The 25,496-nt window shown below is 71.5% G+C and carries 29 protein-coding genes, 1 tRNA gene and 2 pseudogenes; 15 read left to right on the top strand and 17 right to left on the bottom strand.

The genetic code is table 11. The features are described from left to right. Window positions 1-46: 46 nt before the first annotated feature. The 7 genes from ACFV3E_RS16205 (at window position 47) to ACFV3E_RS16175 (ending at window position 5,321) form a co-directional block, all read left to right on the top strand. A complete protein-coding gene (locus tag ACFV3E_RS16205) occupies window positions 47-613 on the top strand; it encodes a DUF2017 domain-containing protein (RefSeq protein WP_500535249.1) in 567 nt (188 codons plus the stop codon). Between the two features lie 303 nt (window positions 614-916). Then, window positions 917-2,353, top strand: a complete 1,437-nt coding sequence (locus tag ACFV3E_RS16200; protein WP_500369218.1) for an amino acid permease — start codon at window positions 917-919, stop codon at window positions 2,351-2,353. Between the two features lie 72 nt (window positions 2,354-2,425). Continuing rightward, a complete protein-coding gene (locus tag ACFV3E_RS16195) occupies window positions 2,426-2,851 on the top strand; it encodes a M67 family metallopeptidase (RefSeq protein ID WP_500535248.1) in 426 nt (141 codons plus the stop codon). Window positions 2,852-2,917: 66 nt separating this feature from the next. After that, a complete protein-coding gene (locus ACFV3E_RS16190; RefSeq protein WP_500535247.1) occupies window positions 2,918-3,022 on the top strand; it encodes a putative leader peptide in 105 nt (34 codons plus the stop codon). Window positions 3,023-3,084: 62 nt separating this feature from the next. After that, window positions 3,085-3,390: a MoaD/ThiS family protein gene (locus ACFV3E_RS16185; RefSeq protein WP_500535308.1), complete on the top strand. Its 306-nt coding sequence runs from the start codon at window positions 3,085-3,087 to the stop codon at window positions 3,388-3,390. Next, entirely contained in the window at window positions 3,390-4,340 is a 951-nt protein-coding gene (locus ACFV3E_RS16180) for a PLP-dependent cysteine synthase family protein (RefSeq protein WP_500535246.1), read from the top strand. The genes ACFV3E_RS16185 and ACFV3E_RS16180 overlap by 1 nt, the downstream gene beginning before the upstream one ends. Window positions 4,341-4,568: 228 nt before the next feature. Then, window positions 4,569-5,321, top strand: a complete 753-nt coding sequence (locus ACFV3E_RS16175; RefSeq protein WP_500535245.1) for an MBL fold metallo-hydrolase — start codon at window positions 4,569-4,571, stop codon at window positions 5,319-5,321. A gap of 80 nt (window positions 5,322-5,401) precedes the next feature. Here the strand turns inward: ACFV3E_RS16175 and ACFV3E_RS16170 are convergent, their stop codons facing one another. Further along, window positions 5,402-6,655 carry a PTS transporter subunit EIIC gene (locus ACFV3E_RS16170; protein WP_500535244.1) on the bottom strand — a complete coding sequence of 418 codons (1,254 nt, stop codon included), beginning with the start codon at window positions 6,653-6,655 and terminating at the stop codon, window positions 5,402-5,404. 120 nt (window positions 6,656-6,775) lie between these two features. Further along, complete coding sequence (locus ACFV3E_RS16165; protein ID WP_500535243.1) at window positions 6,776-8,104, bottom strand: PTS transporter subunit EIIC; 1,329 nt, start codon at window positions 8,102-8,104, stop codon at window positions 6,776-6,778. 139 nt (window positions 8,105-8,243) lie between these two features. On the opposite strand from ACFV3E_RS16165, the gene ACFV3E_RS16160 reads away from it, so the two are divergent. The 4 genes from ACFV3E_RS16160 to rdgB all read left to right on the top strand — a co-directional run bounded on the left by ACFV3E_RS16160 (window position 8,244) and on the right by rdgB (window position 10,399). Beyond that, window positions 8,244-8,477, top strand: coding sequence for a PTS sugar transporter subunit IIB (locus ACFV3E_RS16160; RefSeq protein ID WP_499512074.1), 234 nt, complete (start codon window positions 8,244-8,246; stop codon window positions 8,475-8,477). A 99-nt stretch (window positions 8,478-8,576) separates the two neighbouring features. After that, window positions 8,577-9,323: a ribonuclease PH gene (gene rph / locus ACFV3E_RS16155; protein ID WP_500535242.1), complete on the top strand. Its 747-nt coding sequence runs from the start codon at window positions 8,577-8,579 to the stop codon at window positions 9,321-9,323. Window positions 9,324-9,379: 56 nt separating this feature from the next. Continuing rightward, the gene (locus tag ACFV3E_RS16150; RefSeq protein WP_500535241.1) at window positions 9,380-9,775 is read left to right on the top strand and encodes a hypothetical protein; all 396 of its coding nucleotides are present in this window, start codon (window positions 9,380-9,382) and stop codon (window positions 9,773-9,775) included. A gap of 15 nt (window positions 9,776-9,790) precedes the next feature. Continuing rightward, on the top strand, window positions 9,791-10,399 hold the full coding sequence (rdgB, locus tag ACFV3E_RS16145; protein WP_500535240.1) for an RdgB/HAM1 family non-canonical purine NTP pyrophosphatase: 609 nt from the start codon (window positions 9,791-9,793) through the stop codon (window positions 10,397-10,399). A 45-nt stretch (window positions 10,400-10,444) separates the two neighbouring features. On the opposite strand, the gene ACFV3E_RS16140 is transcribed toward rdgB, so the two are convergent. The 8 genes from ACFV3E_RS16140 to ACFV3E_RS16105 all read right to left on the bottom strand — a co-directional run bounded on the left by ACFV3E_RS16140 (window position 10,445) and on the right by ACFV3E_RS16105 (window position 16,389). Beyond that, window positions 10,445-10,520 (bottom strand) — tRNA-Leu (locus ACFV3E_RS16140). 11 nt (window positions 10,521-10,531) lie between these two features. After that, complete coding sequence (locus ACFV3E_RS16135; RefSeq protein WP_500535239.1) at window positions 10,532-11,410, bottom strand: HNH endonuclease signature motif containing protein; 879 nt, start codon at window positions 11,408-11,410, stop codon at window positions 10,532-10,534. Then, window positions 11,411-12,043, bottom strand: coding sequence for an HNH endonuclease signature motif containing protein (locus tag ACFV3E_RS16130; protein WP_500535238.1), 633 nt, complete (start codon window positions 12,041-12,043; stop codon window positions 11,411-11,413). A 134-nt stretch (window positions 12,044-12,177) separates the two neighbouring features. After that, window positions 12,178-13,035, bottom strand: coding sequence for a fumarylacetoacetate hydrolase family protein (locus ACFV3E_RS16125; RefSeq protein WP_500535237.1), 858 nt, complete (start codon window positions 13,033-13,035; stop codon window positions 12,178-12,180). A 58-nt stretch (window positions 13,036-13,093) separates the two neighbouring features. After that, complete coding sequence (locus tag ACFV3E_RS16120) at window positions 13,094-13,765, bottom strand: YidC/Oxa1 family membrane protein insertase (RefSeq protein WP_500535236.1); 672 nt, start codon at window positions 13,763-13,765, stop codon at window positions 13,094-13,096. 101 nt (window positions 13,766-13,866) lie between these two features. Continuing rightward, window positions 13,867-14,196, bottom strand: a complete 330-nt coding sequence (locus ACFV3E_RS16115) for a DUF6412 domain-containing protein (RefSeq protein WP_500535307.1) — start codon at window positions 14,194-14,196, stop codon at window positions 13,867-13,869. Window positions 14,197-14,246: 50 nt separating this feature from the next. After that, window positions 14,247-15,008 carry a class E sortase gene (locus ACFV3E_RS16110; protein WP_500535235.1) on the bottom strand — a complete coding sequence of 254 codons (762 nt, stop codon included), beginning with the start codon at window positions 15,006-15,008 and terminating at the stop codon, window positions 14,247-14,249. Window positions 15,009-15,081: 73 nt separating this feature from the next. After that, entirely contained in the window at window positions 15,082-16,389 is a 1,308-nt protein-coding gene (locus ACFV3E_RS16105) for a DUF445 domain-containing protein (protein ID WP_500535234.1), read from the bottom strand. Window positions 16,390-16,561: 172 nt separating this feature from the next. Between ACFV3E_RS16105 and ACFV3E_RS16100 the strand changes: the two genes are divergently transcribed. After that, the gene (locus tag ACFV3E_RS16100) at window positions 16,562-17,887 is read left to right on the top strand and encodes an SGNH/GDSL hydrolase family protein (protein ID WP_500535233.1); all 1,326 of its coding nucleotides are present in this window, start codon (window positions 16,562-16,564) and stop codon (window positions 17,885-17,887) included. Window positions 17,888-17,912: 25 nt separating this feature from the next. Next, a complete protein-coding gene (locus ACFV3E_RS16095) occupies window positions 17,913-19,025 on the top strand; it encodes an aminotransferase class V-fold PLP-dependent enzyme (RefSeq protein ID WP_500535232.1) in 1,113 nt (370 codons plus the stop codon). 110 nt (window positions 19,026-19,135) lie between these two features. Here the strand turns inward: ACFV3E_RS16095 and ACFV3E_RS16090 are convergent. Further along, window positions 19,136-19,288: pseudogene (locus ACFV3E_RS16090) on the bottom strand (methionine ABC transporter ATP-binding protein); the annotation flags it as partial. A gap of 95 nt (window positions 19,289-19,383) precedes the next feature. Further along, a pseudogene (locus ACFV3E_RS16085) lies at window positions 19,384-19,586 on the bottom strand (hypothetical protein); the annotation flags it as partial. A 239-nt stretch (window positions 19,587-19,825) separates the two neighbouring features. Here ACFV3E_RS16085 and ACFV3E_RS16080 point away from each other — a divergent pair. Then, the gene (locus ACFV3E_RS16080; protein ID WP_500535231.1) at window positions 19,826-22,057 is read left to right on the top strand and encodes a transglycosylase domain-containing protein; all 2,232 of its coding nucleotides are present in this window, start codon (window positions 19,826-19,828) and stop codon (window positions 22,055-22,057) included. A gap of 74 nt (window positions 22,058-22,131) precedes the next feature. Here the strand turns inward: ACFV3E_RS16080 and ACFV3E_RS16075 are convergent, their stop codons facing one another. From ACFV3E_RS16075 to ACFV3E_RS16065, 3 genes are all read right to left on the bottom strand, one after another. Continuing rightward, on the bottom strand, window positions 22,132-22,452 hold the full coding sequence (locus ACFV3E_RS16075) for a DMT family transporter (RefSeq protein WP_500369241.1): 321 nt from the start codon (window positions 22,450-22,452) through the stop codon (window positions 22,132-22,134). 100 nt (window positions 22,453-22,552) lie between these two features. Beyond that, the gene (locus ACFV3E_RS16070) at window positions 22,553-22,891 is read right to left on the bottom strand and encodes a GroES family chaperonin (RefSeq protein WP_026251892.1); all 339 of its coding nucleotides are present in this window, start codon (window positions 22,889-22,891) and stop codon (window positions 22,553-22,555) included. Between the two features lie 10 nt (window positions 22,892-22,901). Next, window positions 22,902-23,225: a DUF3618 domain-containing protein gene (locus ACFV3E_RS16065; protein ID WP_361801395.1), complete on the bottom strand. Its 324-nt coding sequence runs from the start codon at window positions 23,223-23,225 to the stop codon at window positions 22,902-22,904. 100 nt (window positions 23,226-23,325) lie between these two features. Here ACFV3E_RS16065 and bcp point away from each other — a divergent pair, with 100 nt between their 5' ends. Then, window positions 23,326-23,793: a thioredoxin-dependent thiol peroxidase gene (gene bcp, locus ACFV3E_RS16060; protein WP_500369243.1), complete on the top strand. Its 468-nt coding sequence runs from the start codon at window positions 23,326-23,328 to the stop codon at window positions 23,791-23,793. 22 nt (window positions 23,794-23,815) lie between these two features. On the opposite strand, the gene ACFV3E_RS16055 is transcribed toward bcp, so the two are convergent. Continuing rightward, complete coding sequence (locus ACFV3E_RS16055) at window positions 23,816-24,463, bottom strand: class F sortase (RefSeq protein ID WP_500535230.1); 648 nt, start codon at window positions 24,461-24,463, stop codon at window positions 23,816-23,818. Between the two features lie 4 nt (window positions 24,464-24,467). Then, window positions 24,468-25,451 (bottom strand): hypothetical protein, encoded by a 984-nt coding sequence (locus ACFV3E_RS16050; protein WP_500535229.1) that lies wholly within the window; start codon window positions 25,449-25,451, stop codon window positions 24,468-24,470. Window positions 25,452-25,496 lie beyond the last annotated feature (45 nt).

The raw sequence follows: 25,496 nt of genomic DNA, 5'->3' as shown, positions 1-25,496 counted from the left end.
ACCACCGAGAAGACCACCGAGCCCCTGAGGGACGGCTGATACCGACATGCCCGGCTACTTCCAGACCGCTGCCGCAGGCGGCGCGGCCGTCGCGCTCGACGAGGTCGAGATCTCCATCCTGCGCAGCCTGGCCGTGCAGCTCCTGGAGCTGATCGGCCCCGGCGACGCCGCCGACGGCGCCGAACCGGCCGACCCGCTGGCCGAGCTGTTCGCCGAGGGTCCCACCCGGCCCCCGCAGGACCCGGCGCTCGCCCGGCTCTTCCCCGACGCCTACGAGGAGGAGGCGGACTCTTCGGACTTCCGCCGCTACACCGAGAACGACCTGCGCACCCGCAAGCGCGGCGACGCGCTCGCCGTCGTCCGCAGCCTCGACGCGCTGACCCCCGGCGGCGACGGGGGAGCGGTGCTCAGCCTCGACGCGGAGCAGGCGCGCCAGTGGCTCGGCACCCTCAACGACCTGCGGCTGACCATGGGGACCCGGCTGGAGGTCAGCGAGGACGAGGACAGCGAGCTGTACCGGCTGCCGGACTCCGACCCGCGCAAGCCGCTCGTCATGGCCTACCTCTGGCTCGGGGCGCTCCAGGAGAGCCTCGTGGAGACCCTCATGCCGTGATCCGGGGGGCGTCCGTTCGCTCAGACGACGCTCAATTCCGGATAACGATCACGTCACCGCAGCGGACCGCATTCCCATTCGGCGCACCTTTTGTCCGCTTCTTCCTGTGCCATGTGCCACATTTGCGCTGCGTGCCCGGCGCACACCCCGTGATACGAATCCTCGACCACCGGCCGTGACGCCACCCCTGTCACGGTCGGTCGCGTGGCCGGCCGACCCCGGCGTGCACCTCCACCATCCGGGGGGATCGGAACCCGATCCGGGCCAGTTCGGCCGGACGGGCATGGAGAAAGGCACAGCACCATGACCTCGACGCAGGTCGAGCAGTACGAATCCGGCGGCGGCGCCACGGGGGCCGCGCCGGAAGAGGGCTACAAGCGGGGACTCAGCGCCCGTCAGGTCCAGATGATCGCCATCGGCGGCGCCATCGGCACCGGCCTGTTCTACGGGTCCAGCAAGGGCATCGCCGCCATCGGGCCCAGCCTGATCGCGTGTTACACGGCCGCCGGCATCGTGATCTTCTTCATCATGCGGGCCCTCGGCGAGCTCCTCACCTACCGCCCCACATCCGGCAGCTTCGCCGACTACGCCCGTGAGTTCTTCGGGCCGTTCGCCGGCTTCGCCACCGGCTGGTCGTACTGGGCCCTGTGGGTCACCGCCTGCATGTCCGAGGTCACCGTCGCGGGTGCCTACATCAACTTCTGGTGGCCGTCGGTCCCCGTCTGGTCCACCGCCGCGGTCGCCCTCGTGGTGCTCTTCGTCGGCAACCTCGTCTCGGTCAAGATCTTCGGCGAGCTGGAGTTCTGGTTCTCCACGATCAAGGTCACCGCCATCATCGCGATGATCGTCATCGGCGTCGGCATCCTGACCTTCGGCTTCTCCTCCGCCGGCGACACCGCATCCGTCACCCACCTGTGGGCCGACGGCGGCTTCGCCCCCAACGGCGCCTGGCAGGCCATGCTCGCCATGCAGGGCGTGATCTTCGCCTACCTCGGCGTCGAACTGGTCGGCATCACCGCGGGCGAGGCCGAGAACCCCAAGCAGACCCTGCGCAAGGCGATCAACACCCTGCCGGTCCGCATCGGCATCTTCTACGTCGGCACGCTGATCGTCCTGCTGTCGGTCTTCTCCTGGACCAAGTACACCTCGGGCGTCAGCCCCTTCGTCCAGGTCTTCGCCCAGGTCGGCATCCCCGGCGCCGCCGGGATCATGAACTTCGTGGTCCTCACCGCCGCCCTGTCCTCCTGCAACTCCGGCATCTACTCCACCGGCCGCATGCTGCGCGGCCTGGCCGTCAACGGCGAGGCGCCCAAGGCCGTGGCCAAGCTCAGCGACCGGCAACTCCCGCTGCCCGCGCTCGTCATGTCCACCCTCTTCATGGGCATCGGCGTCATCGTCAACGTCGTCTCCCCGGACAAGGCGTTCGTCTACATCACCTCCGTCGCGACCTGCGCCGGCCTGTGGACCTGGATCGTGATCCTCGCCGCGCACCTGCGCTACCGCGCCAAGGTCCGCGCCGGGCTGCTGCCCGCCGCCGACTTCCGGATGCCGGGCGCCCCGGTCACCAACTGGATCGCCATCGTGGCGCTGCTCTCCGTCGTCGTCCTCATGGCGACCGACGCCGACACCCGCCTCGGCCTGTACGTCTGGCTCGTCTGGTCGGCGCTGCTCGGCATCGGCTACGTGGTCCTCAAGCGGCGCACCCCCGGCGACCCCGCCCTGGCCCTCGCCCAGGAGTAGTCCCGGGCCCGGCGTCTCAGCAGGTGGCAGCCGTACAGCCGTACGGCGGCCACCTTCTCTATCCTGACGACCATGCTGACCATCACCCGTGCCCTGCACGACGCACTCGTCGCCCACGCACGCGCCGACCACCCGGACGAGGCCTGCGGCGTGATCGCGGGCCCGGCCGGCAGCGGCCGGCCCGAGCGCCACATCCCGATGCTCAACGCGGCCCGCTCGCCCACGTTCTACGAGTTCGACTCCACCGACCTGCTGGGGCTCTACCGGGAACTCGACGACCGCGACGAGGAGCCGGTGGTCATCTACCACTCGCACACCGCCACCGAGGCCTACCCCTCGCGCACCGACATCTCCTACGCCAATGAGCCCGGCGCCCACTACGTGCTGGTCTCCACCGCCGACACCGACGGCGCCGGCCCCTTCCAGTTCCGCTCGTTCCGCATCGTGGACGGCGAGGTCACCGAGGAGCCGGTCGAGGTCGTCGACTCCTCCATCTGAGACGCGACGGTCCGCATCCTGGGACGCCCGTCTCTGGGGCCCGGGGGGAATCGATACGATGAGCCCATGGTTTCCCACGACGTGAGCGACAGGGCGCCGGGCACGCTGCTCGTGGCGCGGCTGCACGTCGACCTGTGCCGCCTCACCAGCGCGGCATGTACGTGCGCCTGAGCACCGTCAGCCCGCGCAACCCCGCCTTCCCGCCGTACTCACGCACCCACTGGAGCCGACGCATGGCCATCGAGGTCCGCATCCCGACCATCCTCCGCACGTACACCGACGGTGCCAAGGCCGTCGAAGGCAGCGGCAGCACCGTCGACGAACTCCTCGCCGACCTCGACACCCGCCACACCGGCATCCGCGAGCGCATCGTCGACGGCGGCGAGCTGCGGCGCTTCGTCAACGTCTACCTCAACGACGAGGACGTCCGCTTCCTGGACGGCATCGCCACCAAGCTCACCGACGGCGACAGCGTGACGATCCTCCCCGCGGTCGCCGGCGGCAGCGGCCTGCCGGCCGACTGCGTCGGCGGGCGCTGATGCGGTACGACAGCCCGCTGGCAGCCGTCGGCAACACCCCGCTGGTACGGCTGCCGCGCCTGTCCCCCTCCGGCGAGGTGTCCGTCTGGGCCAAGCTGGAGGACCGCAACCCCACCGGCTCGGTCAAGGACCGCCCGGCGCTGCACATGGTCGAGCAGGCCGAGCGCGCCGGACGGCTCACCCCCGGCTGCACGATCCTCGAACCCACCTCCGGCAACACCGGCATCTCGCTCGCCATGGCGGCCCGCCTCAAGGGCTACCGCATGGTCTGCGTCATGCCCGAGAACACCTCGTCCGAGCGGCGCGAACTGCTCACGATGTGGGGCGCCGAGATCATCCCCTCCCCGGCCGCCGGCGGCTCCAACACCGCCGTCCGCGTCGCCAAGGAACTGGCCGCCGAGCACCCCGACTGGGTGATGCTCTACCAGTACGGCAACCCGGACAACGCCGGCGCCCACTACGCCACGACCGGCCCGGAGATCCTGACCGACCTCCCCTCCGTCACCCACTTCGTCGCCGGGCTCGGCACCACCGGGACCCTCATGGGCGTCGGCCGCTACCTGCGCGAGAAGGTCCCCGGCGTGCAGATCGTCGCCGCCGAGCCCCGCTACGACGACCTCGTCTACGGACTGCGCAACCTCGACGAGGGCTTCATCCCCGAGCTCTACGACGAGTCCGTCCTCACCACCCGCTTCTCCGTCGGCTCCGAGGACGCCGTCCGCCGCACCCGCGAACTGCTGCAGCAGGAGGGCATCTTCGCCGGCGTCTCCACCGGAGCCGCCCTCCACGCCGCCCTCGGCGTGGCCCGCAAGGCCGAACGCGCCGGGGAGCGCGCCGACATCGTGTTCGTCGTCGCCGACGGCGGCTGGAAGTACCTGTCGACCGGCATCTACACCGCCGCGTCCACCGAGGCGGCCGTCGCCGCCCTGCACGGCCAGCTCTGGGCCTGATCATCCCCCCACGGCGCCCTCGCCCCGCCGGACTTCCGGCGACGAGGGCGCCGTACTGGTGATTCCGCCCACAACGGGGCTCCGCAGAGGAGCACGCGCACGCCGTGCGCCTTACGCTCAAGAGCACATGGCGGGTCGCTCCCGCCCCTCCCCCCTCCCCCTGCGGAGCGGGGGCGTCGTGGCGCGCCAACGCAAGACCCCCGGAACAATCCACGGAGGTTTCTGCACATGAAGCTCACCGTCGTCGGCTGCTCGGGGTCGTTCCCGTCCGCGGAATCGGCCTGCTCGAGCTACCTCATCGAGGCCGACGGCTTCCGGCTGCTCCTCGACATGGGCAACGGCGCCCTCGGCGAGCTGCAGCGCCACTGCGGTCTGTACGACCTCGACGCCATCCTGCTGAGCCATCTGCACGCCGACCACTGCATCGACATGTGCGCCTACTTCGTCGCGCGCTACTACCGCCACGAGGGCGGCCCCGCCCAGGCCATCCCCGTGTACGGGCCCGAGGGCACCGAACGGCGGCTGGCCAGCGCGTACGGGGACGTGCCCGACGAGAAGTGCATGAGCGAGGTCTTCGACTTCCGCACCCTCGAACCCGGCACCTTCCGCCTCGGCCCCTTCACCATCACCGCGGACGTCGTCAGCCACCCCGTCGAGGCGTACGGCTTCCGTGTCGAGCACGCCGGTCGCGCCATCACCTATTCGGGGGACACCGGTCCCTGCGACGCGCTGCTGACCCTCAGCGAGGGCACCGACCTCTTCCTGTGCGAGGCCTCCTTCACGCACGGCAAGGAGGACATCCCCGACCTGCACCTCAACGGCCGCCAGGCCGGCCAGTACGCGGACCGCGCGGGGGCCGGGCGGCTGCTGCTCACCCACATCCCGCCGTGGACCGACCCGCAGACCAACCTCGAGCACGCCCGCGAGGTCTACGACGGCCCGGTCGAGGTGGCGAAGGCCGGCGCGGTCTACGAGGTCTGAACGCCCCGCCCGAAGCAGCACGGAGCCCCCGGAACCAGACCTTCGGTTCCGGGGGCTCCGTCGTGTGCCGCGCCAGGGGGCTACGCCTTGACGAGGTCCTCGTTCTCCTCCTCGGGCTCGCGGCCCGGGGTGGGGAGGTTGAACTTGGTGATCGCGAAGCGGAAGACCACGTAGTAGATCACCGAGAAGACGAGTCCGATCGGGATGATCAGCCACGGCTTGGTCGACAGGTTCCAGTTCAGCAGGTAGTCGATGGCACCGGCCGAGAATGTGAAGCCTGCGTGCACCCCGAAGGCCCAGGTCACCGCCATGGAGACGGCCGTCAGCACCGCGTGGATCGCGTAGAGCAGCGGCGCGATGAACATGAAGGAGAACTCGATCGGCTCGGTGACACCGGTGACGAAGGAGGTCAGCGCGAGCGAGATCATCATGCCCATGACGGCCTTGCGGCGCTCCGGACGGGCCGTGTGCGCGATGGCGAGGGCGGCGGCCGGGAGGCCGAACATCATGATCGGGAAGAAGCCGGTCATGAACTGCCCGGCACCGGGGTCGCCGGCGAAGAAGCGGCTCAGGTCGCCGTGGACGACGGTGCCCGCGGAGTTGGTGAAGTCGCCGAGCTGGAACCAGGCCACCGAGTTCACGAACTGGTGCATGCCGATCGGGATCAGCGCACGGTTGATCAGACCGAACAGAGCGGCGCCGACCGAGCCGAGACCGGTCATCCACTCGCCGAAGTTGCTGATGACCTCGCCGATGGGCTCCCAGACCAGACCGAAGAACACACCGACCAGGACGCCGACGAAGGCCATGATGATCGGCACGAGGCGGCGGCCGTTGAAGAAGCCGAGCCAGTCCACCAGCTTCTTGCGGTGGTAGCGCTGCCACAGGAGGGCCGCGAGCAGACCCATGATGATGCCGCCGAGCACACCGGGGTTGTTGTAGGTGGCGGGGATGTCCGCGCCGGCCTGGATCTTGGCCTCGGTGACCGGGAAGGCCTTCAGGACGTTGCTGTAGACCAGGAAGCCGACCAGTGCGGCGAGCGCGGTCGAGCCGTCGGCCTTCTTGGCGAAGCCGATGGCGACACCGATGCAGAACAGCAGCGGCAGGTTGTCGAACACGGCGCCGCCGGCGGTGGCGAACACCGAGGCGACCTTGTCCCAGCCGAGGCCGTCCGCGCCGAAGACGTCGGGCTGGCCGAGACGGAGCAGAATGCCCGCCGCCGGCAGGACGGCGATCGGCAGCTGCAGGCTGCGGCCGACCTTCTGCAGGCCTTGGAAAAGGCCGGAGCCCCGCTTCTTCGCTGCGGGGGCCGCCGATGCGGTGGCGGTAGTCATGGGGGGTCCTCCTGGTCTAAACCACCGAGTGGTGTAGACCAGTATTAACATGTAAGCGACGCGTCAAGGAAAGCCTCCTCCGGTGTGGTCTAGACCACACTCCTGAGCGTGGCGCCTCCGCTACGCCCTGACGTTGCCCCGCTCCATCTCCTCCGCGACCTCCTCCGGCTCGCGCCCCGGCGTCGCCAGGTCGAACCTGGTGATCACGAAGCGGAAGAGCACGTAGTACACCGCCGCGAAGACCAGCCCGATCGGGACGATCAACCAGGGCTTCGTCGCCAGGTGCCAGTTGATGACGTAGTCGATCAGCCCCGCCGAGAAGCTGAAGCCGTCGTGCACGCCCAGCCCCCACGTCACCGCCATCGACACCCCCGTCAGCACCGCGTGGATCGCGTACAGCGCCGGCGCGATGAACAGGAACGAGTACTCGATCGGCTCGGTGATGCCCGTCACGAACGAGGTCAGCGCCACCGACAGCATCAGGCCCCCGACCTCCTTGCGGCGGCCCGGGCGGGCGCAGTGCGTGATCGCCAGCGCGGCGGCCGGCAGGGCGAACATCATGATCGGGAAGAAGCCCGAGGTGAACTGCCCGGCCGTCGGGTCACCCGCCAGGAAACGCGTGATGTCCCCGTGCACCACCGTCCCGTCCGGCTTGGTGAAACTGCCGAACTGGAACCACACGAAGACGTTGAGGAACTGGTGCAGCCCCACCGTCAGCAGCGCCCGGTTCGCCACGCCGAAGATCCCCGCCCCGTACGAACCCAGGTCCGTGAGCCACTGGCTGAAGGCGGTGAGCCCGGCACCGACCGGCGGCCAGACGAACACGCACAGCACCGCGAAGACGATCGCGACGAACGCCATGACGATCGGCACCAGCCGGCGCCCGTTGAAGAAGCCCAGCCAGTCCACCAGCCTCGTGCGGTGGTAGCGCTGCCAGAAGAACGCCGTCAGCAGCCCGATCACGATCCCGCCGAACACCCCCGGGTTCTGGTACGCCGCCGGAGCCGCCGCCGACGGCGTCCCCGGCGGGATGCACGCCCCGCTGATGCTGCTCGTCGCCAGGAAGGCCGTCCCCTGCGGGCAGTCCTGCGGGAACTGGTGCAGCACCCCGTAGTAGACGAGGAAACCCGCCACCGCCGCCAGCGCCGTCGAACCGTCCGACTTCTTCGCCATCCCGATCGCGACACCCACCGCGAACAGCAGCGGCAGCCCCAGCGAACCGTCCAGCAGCGCCCCGCCCGCGCCGTCGAAGACCTTCGCCACGTTGTCCCAGCCCAGGCCCTTCGGGCCGAAGACGTCGTCCTGGCCCAGCCGGTTCAGGATGCCCGCCGCCGGCAGCACCGCGATCGGCAGCTGCAGACTGCGTCCCATCTTCTGCAGGCCCTGGAACAGGACACCGCTCCACTTCCGGCTCGGACGCGGGGCGGCTGCGGCGGCGTCCGGACCCATGGGACTACCTCCCGGCAGGTAATGTGGTGTAGACCAGTTGCGGCACGGCTGCGTCACCCATGCATCCCCGCAAAAGCGGTCCGCCACTGCATTACGGTGTGAAATCGGACCGAACGGCCGAGACCAACCAGGAGTACAGATGGCCAGCAAGGCAGAGAAGATCGTCGCCGGGCTCGGCGGACTCGACAACATCGAAGAGGTCGAGGGCTGCATCACCCGTCTCCGCACCGAGGTCAAGGACGCCTCGCTCGTCGACGACGCCGCGCTCAAGGCCGCCGGAGCGCACGGCGTCGTCAAGATGGGCAACGCGATCCAGGTCGTCATCGGCACCGACGCCGACCCCATCGCCGCCGACATCGAGGACATGATGTGACCCGGCGCTGACCGCCGGGGCCACCCCCACCTCACCCGCAAGGGGCCCGTTCCCGGACCGGCACGGGCCCCGGGCCGCGCTACGACTAGGCTCGACGCCATGTCTCGTATCGACGGCCGCACCCCCGAAGAGCTCCGCCCCGTCACCATCCAGCGCGGCTGGAGCAAGCACGCCGAAGGATCCGTCCTCGTCTCCTTCGGCGACACCAAGGTCCTCTGCACCGCATCCGTCACCGAGGGCGTCCCCCGCTGGCGCAAGGGCAGCGGCGAAGGCTGGGTCACCGCCGAATACGCCATGCTGCCCCGCGCCACCAACACCCGAGGCGACCGCGAGTCCGTCCGCGGCAAGATCGGCGGCCGCACCCACGAGATCTCCCGCCTCATCGGCCGCTCCCTGCGCGCCGTCATCGACTACAAGGCGCTCGGGGAGAACACCGTCGTCCTCGACTGCGACGTCCTCCAGGCCGACGGCGGCACCCGCACCGCCGCCATCACCGGCGCCTACGTCGCCCTCGCCGACGCCGTCACCTGGATGCACGGCCGCAAGCTCGTCCGCGCCAGGGCCCAGCCCCTCAGCGGCACCGTCGCCGCCGTCAGCGTCGGCATCATCGACGGCGTCCCCATGCTCGACCTCTGCTACGAGGAGGACGTCCGCGCGGAGACCGACATGAACGTCGTCTGCACCGGCGACGGCCGCTTCGTCGAGGTCCAGGGCACCGCCGAGGGCCAGCCCTTCGACCGCAAGGAACTCAACAGCCTCCTCGACCTCGCCGTCGCAGGCTGCGCCGAACTCGACGCGCTCCAGCGCGTCGCCCTCGCCGACCTCGAACAGATCACCAAGAACTGACAAAGAGCGCGTCTGCAAAACGCAACCCGAGGACGGCGCGGTGCGTATGTAAAGGTATGCACCCACGCACCCGCCGCCTCGCGGCGCTCGCCACCGCGGCCGCCCTCGGCACCACCGTCCTCATCGGCTGCAGCGCCGTCGACGCCGTCGACAAGGCCCTCGACTGCGCCAACGTCGCAGCCCAGGTCGCCACCGACGTCCAGAATTTGCAGAACGCCGTCAGCAACGCCGGCAACAGCCCACAGGACGCCGCCAACGCCCTCGACCAGATCGCCGACGACCTCGCCGACCTCGGCGACAAGACCGGCAACGCCGACGTCAACACCGCCGTGGGCGACCTCCAGCAGGCCGTCGAGAACGCACAGAAGGCCGCCGAGAACGGAGACGTCCCCGACATCACCCCCGTCGCCGACGCCGCATCCGAACTCTCCAAGGTCTGCACCCCCGGCTGACGGGATAATCGGACCATGCCGCACACCCGCCTGGTCCTCGCCACCCGCAACGCCCACAAGGTCGCCGAACTCCACGCCATCCTGGCCGACGCCGGACTCGGCGTGGAGCTCGTCGGCGCCGACGCCTACCCCGAGATCCCCGACGTCCGCGAAACCGGCGTCACCTTCGCCGAGAACGCCCTCCTCAAGGCCCACGCCCTCGCCCAGGCCACCGGCCTCCCCGCCGTCGCCGACGACTCCGGCCTCTGCGTCGACGTCCTCGGCGGCGCCCCCGGCATCTTCTCGGCCCGCTGGGCCGGCAAGCACGGCGACGACCGCGCCAACCTCGAACTCCTCCTCGCCCAGCTCTCCGACATCGACACCCCCCACCGCGCCGCCCACTTCCTGTGCGCCGCCGCCCTCGCCCTCCCCGACGGCACCGAACGCGTCGTCGAGGGCCGCCTCCTCGGCACGCTGCGCTTCGAGCCCCACGGCACGAACGGCTTCGGCTACGACCCGATCCTCCAGCCGCTCGGCGAGTCCCGGACCTGCGCCGAACTCACCGCGGGGGAGAAGAACGCCATCAGCCACCGCGGCCTGGCCTTCCGGGGCCTGGTGCCGGTGGTGCGGGAACTGGTGGGGTGACATGACGAAGGGCGCGGCATCGTGGAGATGCCGCGCCCTCGGCGGTGGGCCCGGTGGGACTCGAACCCACGACGCACCGGCTCTAAACCGGCGTCCTCTTGGCCAGCTGGGATACGGGCCCGCGGCGCCACTCTACTGGGTGGGGGCGCCCACCTGCACGGGCATGGTGGCGGGGTCTGTTCGACCGGCGAAGCCGGCGGTCTGGCTGTGGCACGAAGGGCACAGGTAACGGAGGTTGCCGATCCGGTTGTCCAGCCGGTCGCCGTTGACGTGATCGATCTCGAGCGCGATCGTCAGCCCTTGCCAGGCGGGACCCGTGCCACAAGAACCGCATTCGTACGGCACGCCTTTCTCCTGCAGCGCGCGGTGCAGCATCCGCCGGCCGGTACGCGGGCTACCGGGGGCGAGAAGTTGCAGAGTCTCCTCCGCCGGTTTGCGACGTGGGGAGGGGACGCCGCGGGCGTGTGCCTGGCCTGTGAAGTGCGTCGTGGACAGCCCGTGCTCCGTGATGGCCTGCTTGAGCCGCCTCCTGGACGTTCCGTTGTCCGGTAGACCCAGGAGGCGAACGACGCCCGCGAGGCTCGTGGACCGTGCTACGGCCTCACCCAGCCTGCGTACGTCGATGAGCCCTGGCTTCTTGGCGGGTGTTCGGAGGAAATGGGACGTGTCGATTCCGAAGTGGGCGAGCCGACGCTCGATGTGCCGGTAGGCGCTGTCGTACGGAGGCACGTCAAGGTCCTCCAGGATCTCGCGGATGGACCCGCAGCGAGCTGCTGCATCCTCCAGAAGCTCCTTTGTGTACCTGCGGGGTGGTCTGCTGGGCAGCGGTTCGTTGACGAAGTGCCGCGTGTCGATGCCGTAATGCCGAAGTCGCTCCTTCAGGTAACCCAGTGGGCCGCTGCCGAGGGGCTGGCCGAGGCGCGTGAGCATGTCCACGAGACTGCGGGACCGGGCGGCGCAGGCCGTGAGCGAGGTGCGGGTGTAGCCCGGACTGTCGTAGAGACGCGACATCTAGCGCACCGCCCCACGGCGCTTGCGGCCCCGGTAGGTGTCCGTGGCGGCGTGGCAGTTCGGGCAGAGCAGCCGCAGGTTCTCAGGGCGGTTGTCCCACCAGTTGCCGTTGATGTGGTCGACCTCCAGGCACAGTGGCGCACCGTTCCATTCCGGTCCGGTGCCGCACACTGCGCACTGGTTGTCGAGGCCTTGGCGCAGCAGGTGTCTGCGCAGGCGGTCGCTCTGGATCCGACCCTCATCCGGTGTGCCGAGCGCCAATCGCTCGCTGAGGGACCGCTTGGTGCGGCGTGCGGCGCTGTTCGGCGTGAAATGCGAGATGTCGATTTCCAAGCGTGCGATGCGGCGCCCGATGTGCGCCTGGTTGCCGCCGACCGGATTGATGCCGAGCCGGCGTACTACCTCCGCGATGCTGGTCGACTCGCGAACGGCGGCGCGCAACCGGCTTTCGGTGTGGCGGATCCCCTCCTGTTCGAAGTGCGAGCAATCGACGTCCCAGGCGCTGATCAGCTTGCGCAGGTAGGCGCGGCTGCCCTTGGTGGGCGTTCCCCCGAGCCTGGTGATCACGTCGGAGAGCGACGTGCACTGGGCGGCGGCCTCTTCGACGAGTGCGCGCGTGTATCTCACGGTCACATATTCCCCATGCGGTCGCGTGTTGCACTTTCGCACGTTTTAACGACCCGCTTGTACGACGGTTACGCCGACCGGGATACGACGAAGGGCGCCCGGAACGACACACCGGGCGCCCTTCGGCGGGGGAGGTGGGGCTACGCGTCCTTGAGGACCTGGCGCTGGTGGCCGAGGCCGTCGATCTCGAGCTCGACGACGTCGCCCGCCCGCAGGTACGGCTTGGGCTCGGGGCGGCCGAGGGCGACGCCGGCCGGGGTGCCGGTGTTGATGACGTCGCCGGGGTAGAGGGTCATGAACTGGCTGACGTAGTGCACGACTTCGGCGACCGGGAAGATCTGGTCGGCGGTGGTGCCGTCCTGCTTGAGGTCGCCGTTGACCCACAGCCGCAGGCCCAGGGCCTGGGGGTCGGGGATCTCGTCGGCGGTGACGAGCCAGGGGCCGAGGGGGTTGAAGGTCTCGCAGTTCTTGCCCTTGTCCCACTGGCCGCCGCGTTCGATCTGGAAGGCGCGTTCGGAGACGTCGTGGGCGACGGCGTAGCCCGCGACGGCGGCGAGGGCCTCGGTGCCGTCGGCCGCGTAGCGCAGTTCGCGGCCGATGACGACGGCGAGTTCGACCTCCCAGTCGGTCTTGAGGCTGCCGCGGGGGACGAGGACGGTGTCGTCGGGACCGACGACGGTGTCGGGGGCCTTCATGAACAGGATGGGCTCGTCGGGGACGGCGGCGCCGGTCTCGCGGGCGTGGTCGTGGTAGTTGAGGCCGATGCAGACGATCTTGCCGATGCGGCTGAGCGGGGGGCCGACGCGCAGGTCCTCGGGGTCGAGGGCGGGGAGGGTGCCGTCGGCGGCCGCGGTGCGGATGCGGGCGAGGGCGTCCGTGTCGGCGAGCAGGGGGCCGTCGATGTCGGGGGTGAGGGAGGACAGGTCGCGCAGGGTGCCGTCCTGGTCGAGCAGGGCCGGGCGTTCGGCTCCGGCGGGGCCGACTCGCAGCAGCTTCACAAGACTCTCCGGGTGTGGTCGGGGGTGGCGGTGGTCGTGTCCGGGGTCGTGTCCGGGGTCATGTCCGATGGGGGCGGTCATCGGAGGTCTTGGTTGATCCTCCAGCGGCGGGGGTGGCGTCCGCAACCCCTTGACCATGGTGTGGACGGTGCAGCCAGGCGCGTTCGGCGGCGGTCCAGGCGGTCGAGGTGGCGATGTAGAGCCCGGCGGCCGGGGGGACGACCGCGGCGGTGACGAGGGTGCCGAAGGAGAGCAGCGGCAGGTGCTTGGCGAGGCCCTGGGCGTCGGGGGCGGCCTTGCGGGCGCGGCGGTAGGACCAGTAGGCGACGGCGGCGACCACGACGAGGATCGCGGCGTGGAGGGCGCCGGCGCGGGCGTCGCCGATCCGGGTGGCGGAGGAGGCGTGGTAGAGCACGAAGAAGGCGGGGAGTTGGAGGAGCGTGGGGAGCATGCCGGCGAAGGGGGAGGAGCCCTCGTCGGTGTAGAGGTCGGTCAGTGCGCGCTGGAGTTTCTGCGGGTCGCGCCCGTGCTTGCGGCGCAGTTCGGCGACGCGCGGGGCGAGGGCGGCGCGGGTCTTCTCGCCGCGGGCGGCGGCGCGGGCGAGCGGGTGGAGGGCGAGCCTGACGAGGACGGTGAACAGGACGACCGCGGCGGCGGGTGCGGCGGCGGGTCCGGTGAGGGGGGTGAGGGTGTGGGTGAGGGCGAGCAGGAGTTGCGTGAACACGGACATGGGGGTGGGACCCTCCGCGGGTGTCGTCGTGCCGGTCGGGGTGGGCGCGGCGTGACGGGGCGCGGTGGGGCAGCGGGTGCCGGGGTGCGGTGGCGTTGCCCCTAGGCGGCCGTCGGGAGGGGGCGGCCGGGGGCCCTGGGGCGTGGGCGGCCGGAGGCGTCGGGGTCGCGCTGGGGGAGGAAGGCGGTGCGGCGTTGCCGGTCGCGGAGCGCGGTGCGGACGCGTCCGCGGGGTACGGGTGGTGCCGTGGCCGTGAGGCGGAGGGCGCTGCCGAGCAGGAGGGCGACGGCGGCGGCGGTCGCGGCGGCGGCGACGGCGGCGGTGAGGCCGGTGTGGGTGAGCAGCAGTGCGGTGAGGAGGAGCAGGAGTGCGGTGAGGAGGAGCAGGAGTGCGGCGCCGTGCAGGCGTGCGGCCGCGGCGGTCCTGCGGATCACGTGGGCTGCTCCTTCCGTTCGTTCCGCAGGGGATGACGAACGGGGGGTCAGCGTGGTTCCGCGGCGGCGAGTCCGCCCCAGACGACGAGGCGGTAGGCGGAGGTGAACTCGGGGGTGCAGGTGGTGAGGGTGATGTAGCGGCCGGGTCCGGTCATGTGCCGGCGGGGGTGGACGGTGCTGTGGGGGACGGGGGCGATGACGGTGCCGTCGGAGGGGGTGGTGCGGGGGACGGTCTGCTGGACGACGTAGGTGTAGCGGGTGGTGGCGGTCTCGACGAGGAGGGTGTCGCCGGGGCGGAGCCGGTCGATGCGGCGGAAGGGTTCGCCGTGGGTGTTGCGGTGGCCGGCGAGGGCGAAGTTGCCGGGCTGTCCGGGTCCGGCGGTGTGCGGGTAGTGGCCGGCGTATCCGTGGTTGAGGACCTTGGCGCGGCTGATGCCTTCGGCGATGGGGGCGGTGACGCCGATGCGGGGGATGTGGAGGACGGCGTAGGCCTGGGAGGGCCGCGGGCCGGAGGCGGCGTTCCCGGTGCGGGTGCGGGTGCCGTTGCTTCGGGAGCGGCTCGTGGGTGCGGTACCGACGGCGACGGCGGCCGTGGATTCCTCCGATGTATCGGAGGTGTCGGCGTCGTCCCACTGGCGTTCCAGGGCGGTCACCCGGTGTGCGGCGGCGGATTGCGCCCGCAGGTTGGTCCACCACAGTTGGTGGGCGACGAGCAGCAGGAGGACGGCGCCGAGGGTGAGGGCGGCTTCGCCGGCGCCCCACAGTGCGCGTCCCTGCCAGCGCAGCGGGGCGTGGGTGCGGGTGGCCATGCGGGCACGGTAGATGACGCAACGTCAGATTCCCAGGGGTGCGGCCCCGCCCGCCGCCCCGCCCGCATCCCCGTCACCCGGCCAGGAGCCGGGACACGCTGTAGATGACCAGGCCCGCCAGGGCGCCGACGACGGTGCCGTTGATCCGGATGAACTGCAGGTCGCGCCCGACGTTGGCCTCGATCTTGCGGGTGGTCTGCTCGGGGTCCCAGCCGGCGATGGTGTCGGTGATCAGCGCGGTGATCTCGTCGCGGTAGGTCGTGACCACGTACGTGGCGGCGTCCTCCAGCCAGCCGTCGATCTTGGCGGTCAGCCGGGGGTCCTCGGTCATCCGCGCGCCCAGTGACAGCAGTGAGGCCCGGGCCCGCAGCCGCAGCTCGCTGCGCTCGTCCTCGGCGGCGGCGACGATCATGCCGCGGACCGAGCCCCACGCGGACTCGATGAGGTCCTGGACCTCGTTGCGGGCGATCAGGTCCTTCTTGAGCCGCTCGACGCGGGCCCGGGTGTCCGGGTCGGACTGCAGCTCGAAGGCGAAGTCGGCCAGGAATCGGTCGATGGCGCCGCGGGCGGGGTGCTCGGGCATGTCCCGCATCTCGGCGGTGAAGCGCACGAGTTCCTTGTAGACGCGTTCGCCGACCCTGCGGTCCACGAAGCGCGGTGTCCACCCGGGGGCGCCCTCCTGGACGGCGTGCATCACCGAGTCGGAGTGCTCGACCAGCCAGTCGTGGGCCCGGACGCAGACCAGGTCGACCACCCGCCGGTGCCCGCCGTCGGCGACGACGCGCTCCAGCATCTTCCCTATCCCCGGGGCGATCTCCTGGGCGTCCGCGCGGCGGGTGATGGCCTCGCCGACCACCGCCTGGACGTCGGAGTCGCGCAGCACGGTGAGGGCGCCGCGCAGCGCCGCGGCGCCCTGCTCGGTGACGCGGTCGGCGTGTTCGGGGTGTTCCAGCCAGGCGCCGAGCCGCCGGGCGATGCCGACCTTGCGCAGCCGGGTGCGGACGACCTGCGGGGACAGGAAGTTCTCGCCGACGAAGTCGCCGAGGGTGCGGCCGAGCGCGTCCTTCTTGGTGGGGATGATCGCGGTGTGCGGGATGGGCAGGCCGAGCGGCCTGCGGAAGAGCGCGGTCACCGCGAACCAGTCGGCGAGGGCACCGACCATGCCGGCCTCGGCGGCGGCCGCGACGTAGCCGGACCATCCGCCGGCTCCCGCCGACTCGGCCCATTTGGCCAGCGCGTAGACCGCGGTGGCCACCAGCAGCAGGCCGGTGGCGATCACCTTCATGCGTCGTACGCCCCGCCGCCGGCCCTCGTCGGCGGGGCTGTATGAGAACGCCGGAGTCGGGTCTTGGTCCGATCCGGTCACCGGGGCCGTTTCCATCCGTCGTATCCACTCCTTCCGCGTATCGTCCACACCACACTCTTCGAGTGGAACGAACGACGAGTTCCCGGCGTCCGACAATGCAGACGGGCAGGCCCGACGCCTCCATGGGATCATGGCGGCAGCGGATCGCGCCGGTTTCCCGCCCTTGATCCCAGGAGTGAAGCACCGCATGGCCAGGTCGACGGGTTATGCACTGCTCGCCGGAATTGTCGCGCTGGTCGCGGTCATCTCCGCCGCGATCTTCGTCACCGTCAGCCGTACCGACGGATCCGGCCGCTCCGGGCAGCCCATGGTGGCGGCCGGACTCCCGGGTGTTCCGGGCCAGGCCGCGCCCGCGGCGTCCGGTGCGTGGGTGGGCACCTGGTCGACGTCCCCCGCCGGGGGCGAGCCGAACGTGCCGGACGGCTACGCCGGGTGGTCGATCCGCAACGTCGTGCACACCAGTGTCGGCGGCACCTCGGCGCGCGTCCACCTCTCCAACCTCTTCGGCCGGTCGCCGCTGCTGATCGGCCGGTCGACGGTCGCCGTCGCGGCGTCCCCGGGGTCGCCGGCCGCGGCGGACGGCACGATGCGGTCGCTGACCTTCGGCGGGCGGACGTCGGTGCGGATCCCCGCGGGCGGCGAGGTCGTCAGCGATCCCGTCCAACTGGCCGTGCCCCACGCGGCGGACCTGCTGATCACGACGTACACCCCGAAGTCCTCGGGCCCGGTGACGTACCACCCGCGGGCGCAGCAGACCTCGTTCATGGCGGTCGGTGAGCGCACCGCGCGGACCGACGGCTCCGGGTACACCACCTTGACCCCCTACTGGCGCTACGTCACGGGGGTGGACGTCTTCACGCGGCAGGCGGCCGGCTCGGTGGTGCTGTTCGGCGACTCGATCACCGACGGCATCACCTCCACCTCCGGCGCGAACCACCGCTGGCCGGACCGCCTGGCGACGCGGCTGCGCGGCTCCGGGGACCGGGGGCTGCGGCTGGGCGTGCTCAACCAGGGGATCAGCGGGAACCGGGTGCTGCGCGACGGCGGGGACGGCGGCAATCCCAGCGGCCTGAGCCGCCTCGACCGCGACGCGCTCTCCCAGACCGGCGTCCGCACGCTCGTCGTCGAGCTGGGCATCAACGACGTCCTGCGACCGCCGCAGCGGACCGGTGCGGAGGAGATCCTCTCCGGGCTGCGGGAGATCGTGGCGCGCGGTCATGAGCGCGGGCTGCGGGTGCTGGGTGCCACGCTGACCCCGTGCGGCGGCCACGCCGGCTTCAACACGCGCACCGAGGCGGTGCGGCAGCGGGTGAACGCCGCGATCCGGGCGGGCACGGTCTTCGACGAGGTGATCGACTTCGACCGGGCGCTGCGCGACCCGAACCGCCCCTCCTTCCTGCTGCCCGCCTACGACTCCGGCGACCATCTGCACCCCAGTGACGCCGGCTACCTGCGCATGGCGGAAACTGTGGAGTTGTCGCTGCTCAAGGGCGGCGCGGCGGCCAAGGTGTGACGAGTACGGACGGACGGCGACACCCATGACGGAGCACGCGGGCGGTCTGCCCGGCTACGCGGAGCACTTCGGCGAGCCCGAGGGCTACCTGGATTTCGCCCGCTACGGCCCGCCCTCGCGGGACGTCCTCGACGCCACGGCGGCCGCGCTGGCGGCCTCCGCGGAGGCCGACCACACCACCGTCAACGACCTGATGCGGGCCGAGCCGCGCGCCCGGGCCGCGGCGGCCCGGCTGGCGGGTACGGACACCGGGCACGTGGCGCTGCTGCCCAACGCCTCCATCGGGATCTTCCACGCCGCCTTCGGCGTGCCCGGCGGCGCCGTCCTGGTGCCGTCGGCCGACTTCCCGGCCAACCACTACCCGTGGCGGCGCACGGCCGCCCTGGGCCGGGCGGTGCCGCGCTGGCTGGACGGCGCGCCGACCCCGGACGCGGTGCGCGAGGCGCTGACGGACGACGTGGTGGCGGTCTCGATCAGCGCCGTGGACTTCCGCACCGGCTACCGGGCCGACCTCGCGGCGCTGCGCGAGGTGATCGGCGACCGGCTGCTCGTGGTGGACGCGATGCAGGCGTTCGGCGTCGTCGAGCAGCCGTGGCAGGCGGCGGACGTGGTCGTGGCGGGCGGCCAGAAGTGGCTGCGGGCCAGCTGGGCGACCGGGTTCGCGGCGCTGTCGGACCGGGCCCTGGAGCGGCTTGAGCCCACGCTGACGGGATGGACCGGGGTCGAGGACGTGGCCGTCTTCGACGACACCGAGCACCCGGTCGCGCCGGACGCGCTGCGCTGGAGCATCACCAATCTGAGCCCGGTGACGGCCGCGGCCTTCGCGGCGGCGCTGGAACTGGTCGAGGGCGTGGGGGTGGCCGCCGTCGAGGCGCACGTCGCGCGCCGGGTCGACGAGCTGATCGACGTGGTCCGCTCGGCCGGTGGGCAGGTGCTGTCCCCGGTGGCCCGTGCCGAGCGGGCGGGCATCGTGTCCTTCGCGCTGCCGGACGTGGACCCGGACCGGATCGCCAAGGCGCTGCACGCGCACGGGGTCACCCCGTCGGTGCGGGCGGACTCCGTCCGGCTGTCGGCCCACGCGTCGACCACGACGGGCGCCGTCGAGCGCGTACGCGCCGCGCTGGCCTCGCTGCGCTGACCGGCCGCGCCGCGGTGGCGACGGCAGCCGGGGGCCGTTCGGTGTGCCGCCGAGGGGAGCGAGCCTGCCGGGCACGCGACGGATCGCGGCCGGGCAACCCGCCCCGGGCGGGCTGCCGCGGGGAAAGCGATCCACTGCCGGGGCCTTCGACGCGCTCGCAGTAGGCGCCCGGCAGTTGCACGGGCGGCAGCTCCCGTTCGGCGTCGACGACGAGGGTGCGGCTCGCTCTCCCCGGCGCGCAGCCCGTCGAGCCCGCCGTCGTACGAAGGAGATGCCGTCCACGGCGCGCACCTGGTGGCGTTCGCGGCGGGGCGGCGCAGGTGAGGGCGGACGTCGCGAACAGCGCCTGGCCGGGTCAGAGGTACGTCAACGTCATGGACCGGTCGTAGCCCCCCAGATGGGGGCGTTCGTGCCGGAGGGCGAGGTAGGTGTATGCGGTGATGGAGCCGAAGACGGGGCCGCGGTGGCCACCCGGTAGGTGGCGTGGCGCCGGAAGCCGCTCGCCGCCACGGTCGCGCACCGTTGCGTGGTCCCTCCTCCCGGTGCGGGGAACGGGTCCACCCGTTCGCGCGCAAGCGCCCGACCTTACTCGCGGTGACCGCCGGGTGCCACGGGGGTTTCACCCGCCGGGGTGGTGGGCGTCACGCTTTCGGCCTGTCACAGGCTTGTCACGGATGCGCCGCGATGACCCCATTTGCCCTGATGGTGGGAGAGTGTCCGGCGGGCCGTACGGCACGATTGACCCAAGATGTTCCGCCGGCGGCACAACCCTCGGCGGCCGCGGAGGAGTCAGTACAGACATGAGCAGCAGCAACGCTTCCCCCGGCGGCTGGGAGAACCCGCCCTCCGGCAAGAAGCCGAAGCGCACCGGTGCCCGCAGACTGATCCCGAGCTGGCGCGCGGTGCTCGGCGCGTTCCTGTTGGTCGTGCTGGCGTGCGCGGGGGCGTTCATCATCGGCTACCAGCTGGTCGACATCCCCAAGGCGAACGCGGGCGCGGTCGCGCAGAGCAATGTCTACCTGTACTCCGACGGCACCCAGCTCGCCCGGGACGGCGCGGTCAACCGCGAGAACGTGGGCCTGGACCAGGTGTCCGAGGTCGCCCAGCACGCCACCCTGGCCGCCGAGGACCGCAACTTCTACCACGAGTCCGCGATCAGTCCGAAGGCGATGCTGCGCGCCGCGTGGAACACCGTCACCGGCAAGGGCAAGCAGTCGGGTTCGACCATCACCCAGCAGTACGTCAAGAACTACTACCTCAACCAGGAGCAGACGGCGGTCCGCAAGGCCAAGGAGTTCTTCATCGCGATCAAGCTGGACCGCGAGAAGACCAAGGAGGAGATCCTCGAGGGCTACCTCAACACCAGCTACTACGGCCGCAACGCCTACGGCATCCAGGCCGCCGCCCAGGCCTACTTCGGCAAGGACGCCGACCAACTCGACGCCGCCGAGGGCGCCTACCTGGCGACCCTGCTCAACGCGCCCAGCGAGTACGACATCGTGGCCCACCCGGAGAACAAGGCCAAGGCGGAGGCGCGCTGGGACTACGTGCTGGAGGGCATGGTCAAGGAGGGCTGGCTGAGCGAGGGCGAGCGCGCCGGGCTGAAGTTCCCGACGCCGCAGAAGGCCAAGGCGGCCACCGGGATGTCCGGCCAGCGCGGCTACCTGGTCGAGGCCGTCAAGGACTACCTGTACGGGGCCGGGATCCTGGACGAGGAGACGTTGCGCTCCGGCGGTCACCGCATCACCACCACCATCGACCGCAAGAAGGAGAAGGCCTTCGTCGAGGCGGCCGAAGAGCGACTCCTGGACAAGCTCGACCCGAAGAAGCACCCGGTGGACAAGTTCGTGCGGGTCGGCGGCGCGTCCATCGACCCGGCCACGGGCAAGGTCGTCGCGATGTACGGCGGCGTCGACTACACCAAGCAGTTCGTCAACAACGCGACCCGCGCCGACTACCAGGTGGGCTCCACCTTCAAGCCGTTCATCTTCGCCTCCGCCGTCCAGAACGACTCCACCACCCAGAGCGGCCGGCGCATCACCCCGTACACCGTCTACGACGGCCGGAACAAGCGCGAGGTCATCGGGCCGGACGGCCCCACCGGTTACGCCCCGGGGAACGAGGACGGCGTCTCATACGGGCCGATCACCGTCACCAACGCCATGGACAAGTCCGTGAACTCGGTCTACGCCCAGATGGCGCAGGACGTCGGCCCGGGCAAGGTCAACGACACGGTGCGGGCGCTGGGCATGCCGGAGAAGGTGAAGCTGGTGACCACCCCGGCGATGGCGCTCGGCACGATGACGGCGAGCCCGCTGGACATGGCGCAGACCTACGCGACGCTCGCCAACCACGGCCGCTACGTCCCGTACACCATGGTGGTGAAGATCACCAAGAACGGGCACGACGTGCAGCTGCCCACGCGCCGGCCCACGCAGGCCGTCCACCGCGAGGCCGCCGACACCACGACCTCCATCCTGCGTTCGGTGGTCCGGGGCGGCACCGCCACCGCGGCGCAGGCCGCGGGCCGGCCCGCCGCGGGCAAGACCGGCACGGCGGAGGAGGACAGGGCCGCCTGGTTCGCCGGCTACACCCCGGACCTGGCCACCGTCGTCGCCGTGATGGGCCAGGACTCCCAGACCGGCGCGCAGAAGAAGCTGTACGGCACCACCGGACTGCCCCGTGTCAACGGCGGCGGCTTCCCCACGCAGATCTGGGCCCAGTACACGGCCGACGCGCTGAAGGGGAAGCCGGCGAAGAACTTCAAGCTGCGGCTGGAGCCCGGTGCCCAGGCCCCGCCGACCTCCGCCCCCCCGGCCACCTCCGCCCCGCCCACCACTTCTGCCCCGCCGACGACCTCGGCCCCGCCGGAGTCCTCCGAGCCGCCCGGCACGGAGGAACCGCCCACCAGTGAGGCGCCGACCGAGCCCAGCGGCCCGGCCAGCCCCGGCGAGGACGGCGGCACCGAGGGCGGCGGACTGCCCATCGGCGGCCTGGACGGCGACCCCGGCGGCGGGGACGACTTCGGGTAGGCACAGGGCGGGCGCCGCCGGGGTTCCCCCGGCGGCGCCCGGTGCGGCCCAGCGCGGGCCCGGGTCAGCGCAGGTCAGTGCCCCGAGGTCGCCTTCAGGCCGACCACGGACACCAGCAGCAGGCAGATGAAGAAGATCCGGGCGGCGGTCGCCGGCTCACCCAGCACGACGATGCCGAGCACCGCCGCGCCGGCCGCCCCGATCCCGACCCACACCCCGTAGGCGGTGCCGATCGGCAGCGTCCTCGCCGCGTACGACAGCAGCAGCATGCTCGCCACGATGCCGAGCCCCGTGCCGAGGCTGGGCCACAGCCGGGTGAAGCCGTCGGTGTACTTCATGCCGATCGACCAGCCGACCTCGAGCAGGCCGGCGGCACACAACAGGACCCATGCCATGACGGGCACCTCCACGATCCTCAAGGGGTCAGGGGGCGTCGTCTTTGCATGGGCCCTGGTACGGCGCGTCTCGTCAGGGGACGAACCCGACGATAACAAATCAGAGGTATAGGCCGGTGGAGTCCTCCGAGCCCTGCAGCCGCTCCGCCGCCACCGCGTGCAGGTCCCGCTCACGCATCAGCACGTACGCCGTGCCGCGCACCTCGACCTCGGCCCGGTCCTCCGGGTCGAAGAGCACCCGGTCGCCGACCTCCACGGTCCGTACGTTCTGTCCCACCGCGACCACCTCGGCCCAGGCGAGCCGCTTGCCGACGGCCGCCGTGGCGGGGATCAGGATGCCGCCGCCGGAGCGCCGCTCACCCTCGGGGACGTCGGAGCGCACCAGCACGCGGTCGTGCAGCATACGGATGGGCAGCTTGTCATGCGTATTCGAACTCACAGGTACGACGTTACCGGCGACGCCGGCGCAGTGAGAGCCCGGCCACCACGGCGACCAGCGCCACCGCCGCCACCGCGACCGGCACGATGCGCTCCACGCGCGGCGCGCCGTCCTCCGCCACGAAGTGGCCCCGCAGCTCGGTCACGCCCCGGTTGACCGCCACGTACGCGCGGCCCGCGGTGCGGTCCACCGCGGAGGCGACCTTCGCCTTGGCGTCCGCCGCGATCGTGCTGGGGTGCACCCGCACCGCGATCTCGTCCAGCGTCGCGGCGAGCGCCTGCCGCTTGAGGGCGATGTCCGCCTCGATCTGAGCAGGGCTCCTGCCATCCGACACTGCTCCGCCTCCATCGTCCTTGTCGACCGGTACCGTGCAGACAGTCTGTCAGCCCGTCCGTGCCGATGCCCGTCGGCACCCCGAATCGGAGAACTGCACCATGAGCGAGCGCCTCCAGCCCGGCGACACCGCCCCCGCCTTCACCCTTCCCGACGCCGACGGCAACGAGGTCTCCCTCGCCGGCCACGCGGGCCGCAAGGTCGTCGTGTACTTCTACCCGGCCGCCCTCACGCCCGGTTGCACCAAGCAGGCCTGCGACTTCACCGACAACCTCGACCTGCTCGCGGGCGCCGGCTACGACGTCATCGGGATCTCGCCCGACAAGCCGGAGAAGCTGGCCAAGTTCCGCGAGAAGGAGTCCCTGAAGGTCACCCTGCTCGCCGATCCCGACAAGTCGGTGCTGAGCGCGTACGGCGCCTTCGGTGAGAAGAAGCTGTACGGCAAGGTGGTGACCGGGGTGATCCGCTCCACCGTCGTCGTCGACGAGCAGGGCAAGGTCGAGCACGCCTGGTACAACGTCAAGGCCACCGGCCACGTCGCCAAGCTCATCCGCGACCTGGGCATCTGACGCCCCGTCGGGCCGGGACCGGTCACGCCCGGGTGTGCGAGCCGGTCAGCGCCGCGTACACCACGACGTTCGCCGAGTAGGACTGGGTGGCGTGGTCGAAGGTGCCGCCGCAGGTGATCAGCCGCAGTTCGGGGCGGACCCCCGAGCCGTACACCCGGTCCGGGCGGAAGCCCCTCTTGTCGACGATCGCCACGCCCTCGACGGCGAACTCGGCGACCGAGCCGTCCGAGCGGGTGACCTCCACCAGGTCGCCCTGGGTGACCGTGCTCAGGGCGTAGAAGACCGCCGCCTTGGTGCGGGTGTCGACGTGCCCGACGATCAGCGCCGCCCCCGCGTCCCCGGGGGCGGGGCCGTGCCCGTACCAGCCGGCCACGTTCGGCGTGGTGAACGGCGGCGGGTCCACCGCTCCGTCGGCGGTGAGCCCCCGCTCCACCAGCTTGGCGTGGATGCCGGCCGAGGGGATGTCGATCCGCAGGGGGCGCGCCGGGGACAGCGGCGTGTGCGCCGCGTAGACCTGGGCGGGCCGCCCCGCGGCTCCGGCGTCCGCGGTCGCGGCGGTCGCGGGGGCGCCCGACCCGGAGCCCGGCAGGCCCGGGTGGACGTATCCCCTCAGCCATGCCGCGCCGAGCACCACGACGGTCGCGAGGGTCGCGACGGTACGTCCCTGCACCGGGTCAGTCCCGGGTGCGGCGACGGTGCACGGCCAGTCCCGCTGCCCCTGCCACGGCCAGGACCCCGGCCGCCACGATGCCGGGCACGCCCGCCGGCTGCTGCTGCTCCGCCGTGGCCTGGTGCGCCGCCATGGCGCCGCCGCCCGCGGGGACCGGAGCGGACGGGAAGCCGGAGGCGGCCTCGGTGACCTCCAGCGTGCCCTCGTGGGACTTGCCGTCGCAGGTGATGGAGACCCGGTACGAGCCCGGGGTCAGCCCGGAGCGGACCACGGCGGAGGCGTACATCCCGCCGTCGCTGGCCGGGGCGAGGGTGACCGGGGTGACGAACGCGGAGGAACTGACGGTGCCGGTCTTGGCGCGGTCGCACTGGTCGGTGCGGACGTCGACGTCGCCGCCGGGACCGGCCGTGCCGGGGGTGATCCTCACCGGGCCGCTGCCGGTTCCGCCCACACCGCCGACACCGCCCACACCGCCCACGCCGCCCACGCCGCCGGTCCCGCCGATGCCGCCGGTTCCGCCGGTTCCGCCGGTCCCACCGGTGCCGCCGGTGCCGCCGTTGTTGTCCGGGCCGCTGTCCGGGCTGTCGTTCTCGCGGTCGTCGTCGTCCTGTCCGGAGTTGTCACGGCCGCTGTTGTCACGGCCGGAGTCCTCGTGCTCGTTGTCGCTGTTGGTGTCGCCGTTGCCACGCCCACTGTCGTCGTCATCGTCGTCGTTGTTGTTGTTGGTGTTGGTGTTCTGCCGGCCGTTGTCCTGGCCGTCGTCGTCGCCCTTGTTGCCGAACTGCAGGAGGGGGTTGTTGCTGCCGCCGTCCTGGTCCCCGTCATCCCCGCCTCCGCCACCTCCGCCGCCTCCGCCGAACTGGAACGAGGTACCGCTGGAGTCGTCCGGCCCGTCGTCGGCCACGGCGGCGGGACCGCACAGCGCGATCAGCGTCGCCGCCGCGGCGGCACACAAGGGAACGCGGGCGGCTCCCATGACAGAGCCCATGATCACAACCTCCACTCAACCGGGCTCACGTCGTCGGATTGGTCG

The sequence above is a fragment of the Streptomyces sp. NPDC059718 genome (assembly GCF_042733315.1).
GTDB lineage: Bacteria > Actinomycetota > Actinomycetes > Streptomycetales > Streptomycetaceae > Actinacidiphila.
Note: the sequence above shows the minus strand (reverse complement) of the source record. Positions and strands in the feature narration are given on the sequence as shown.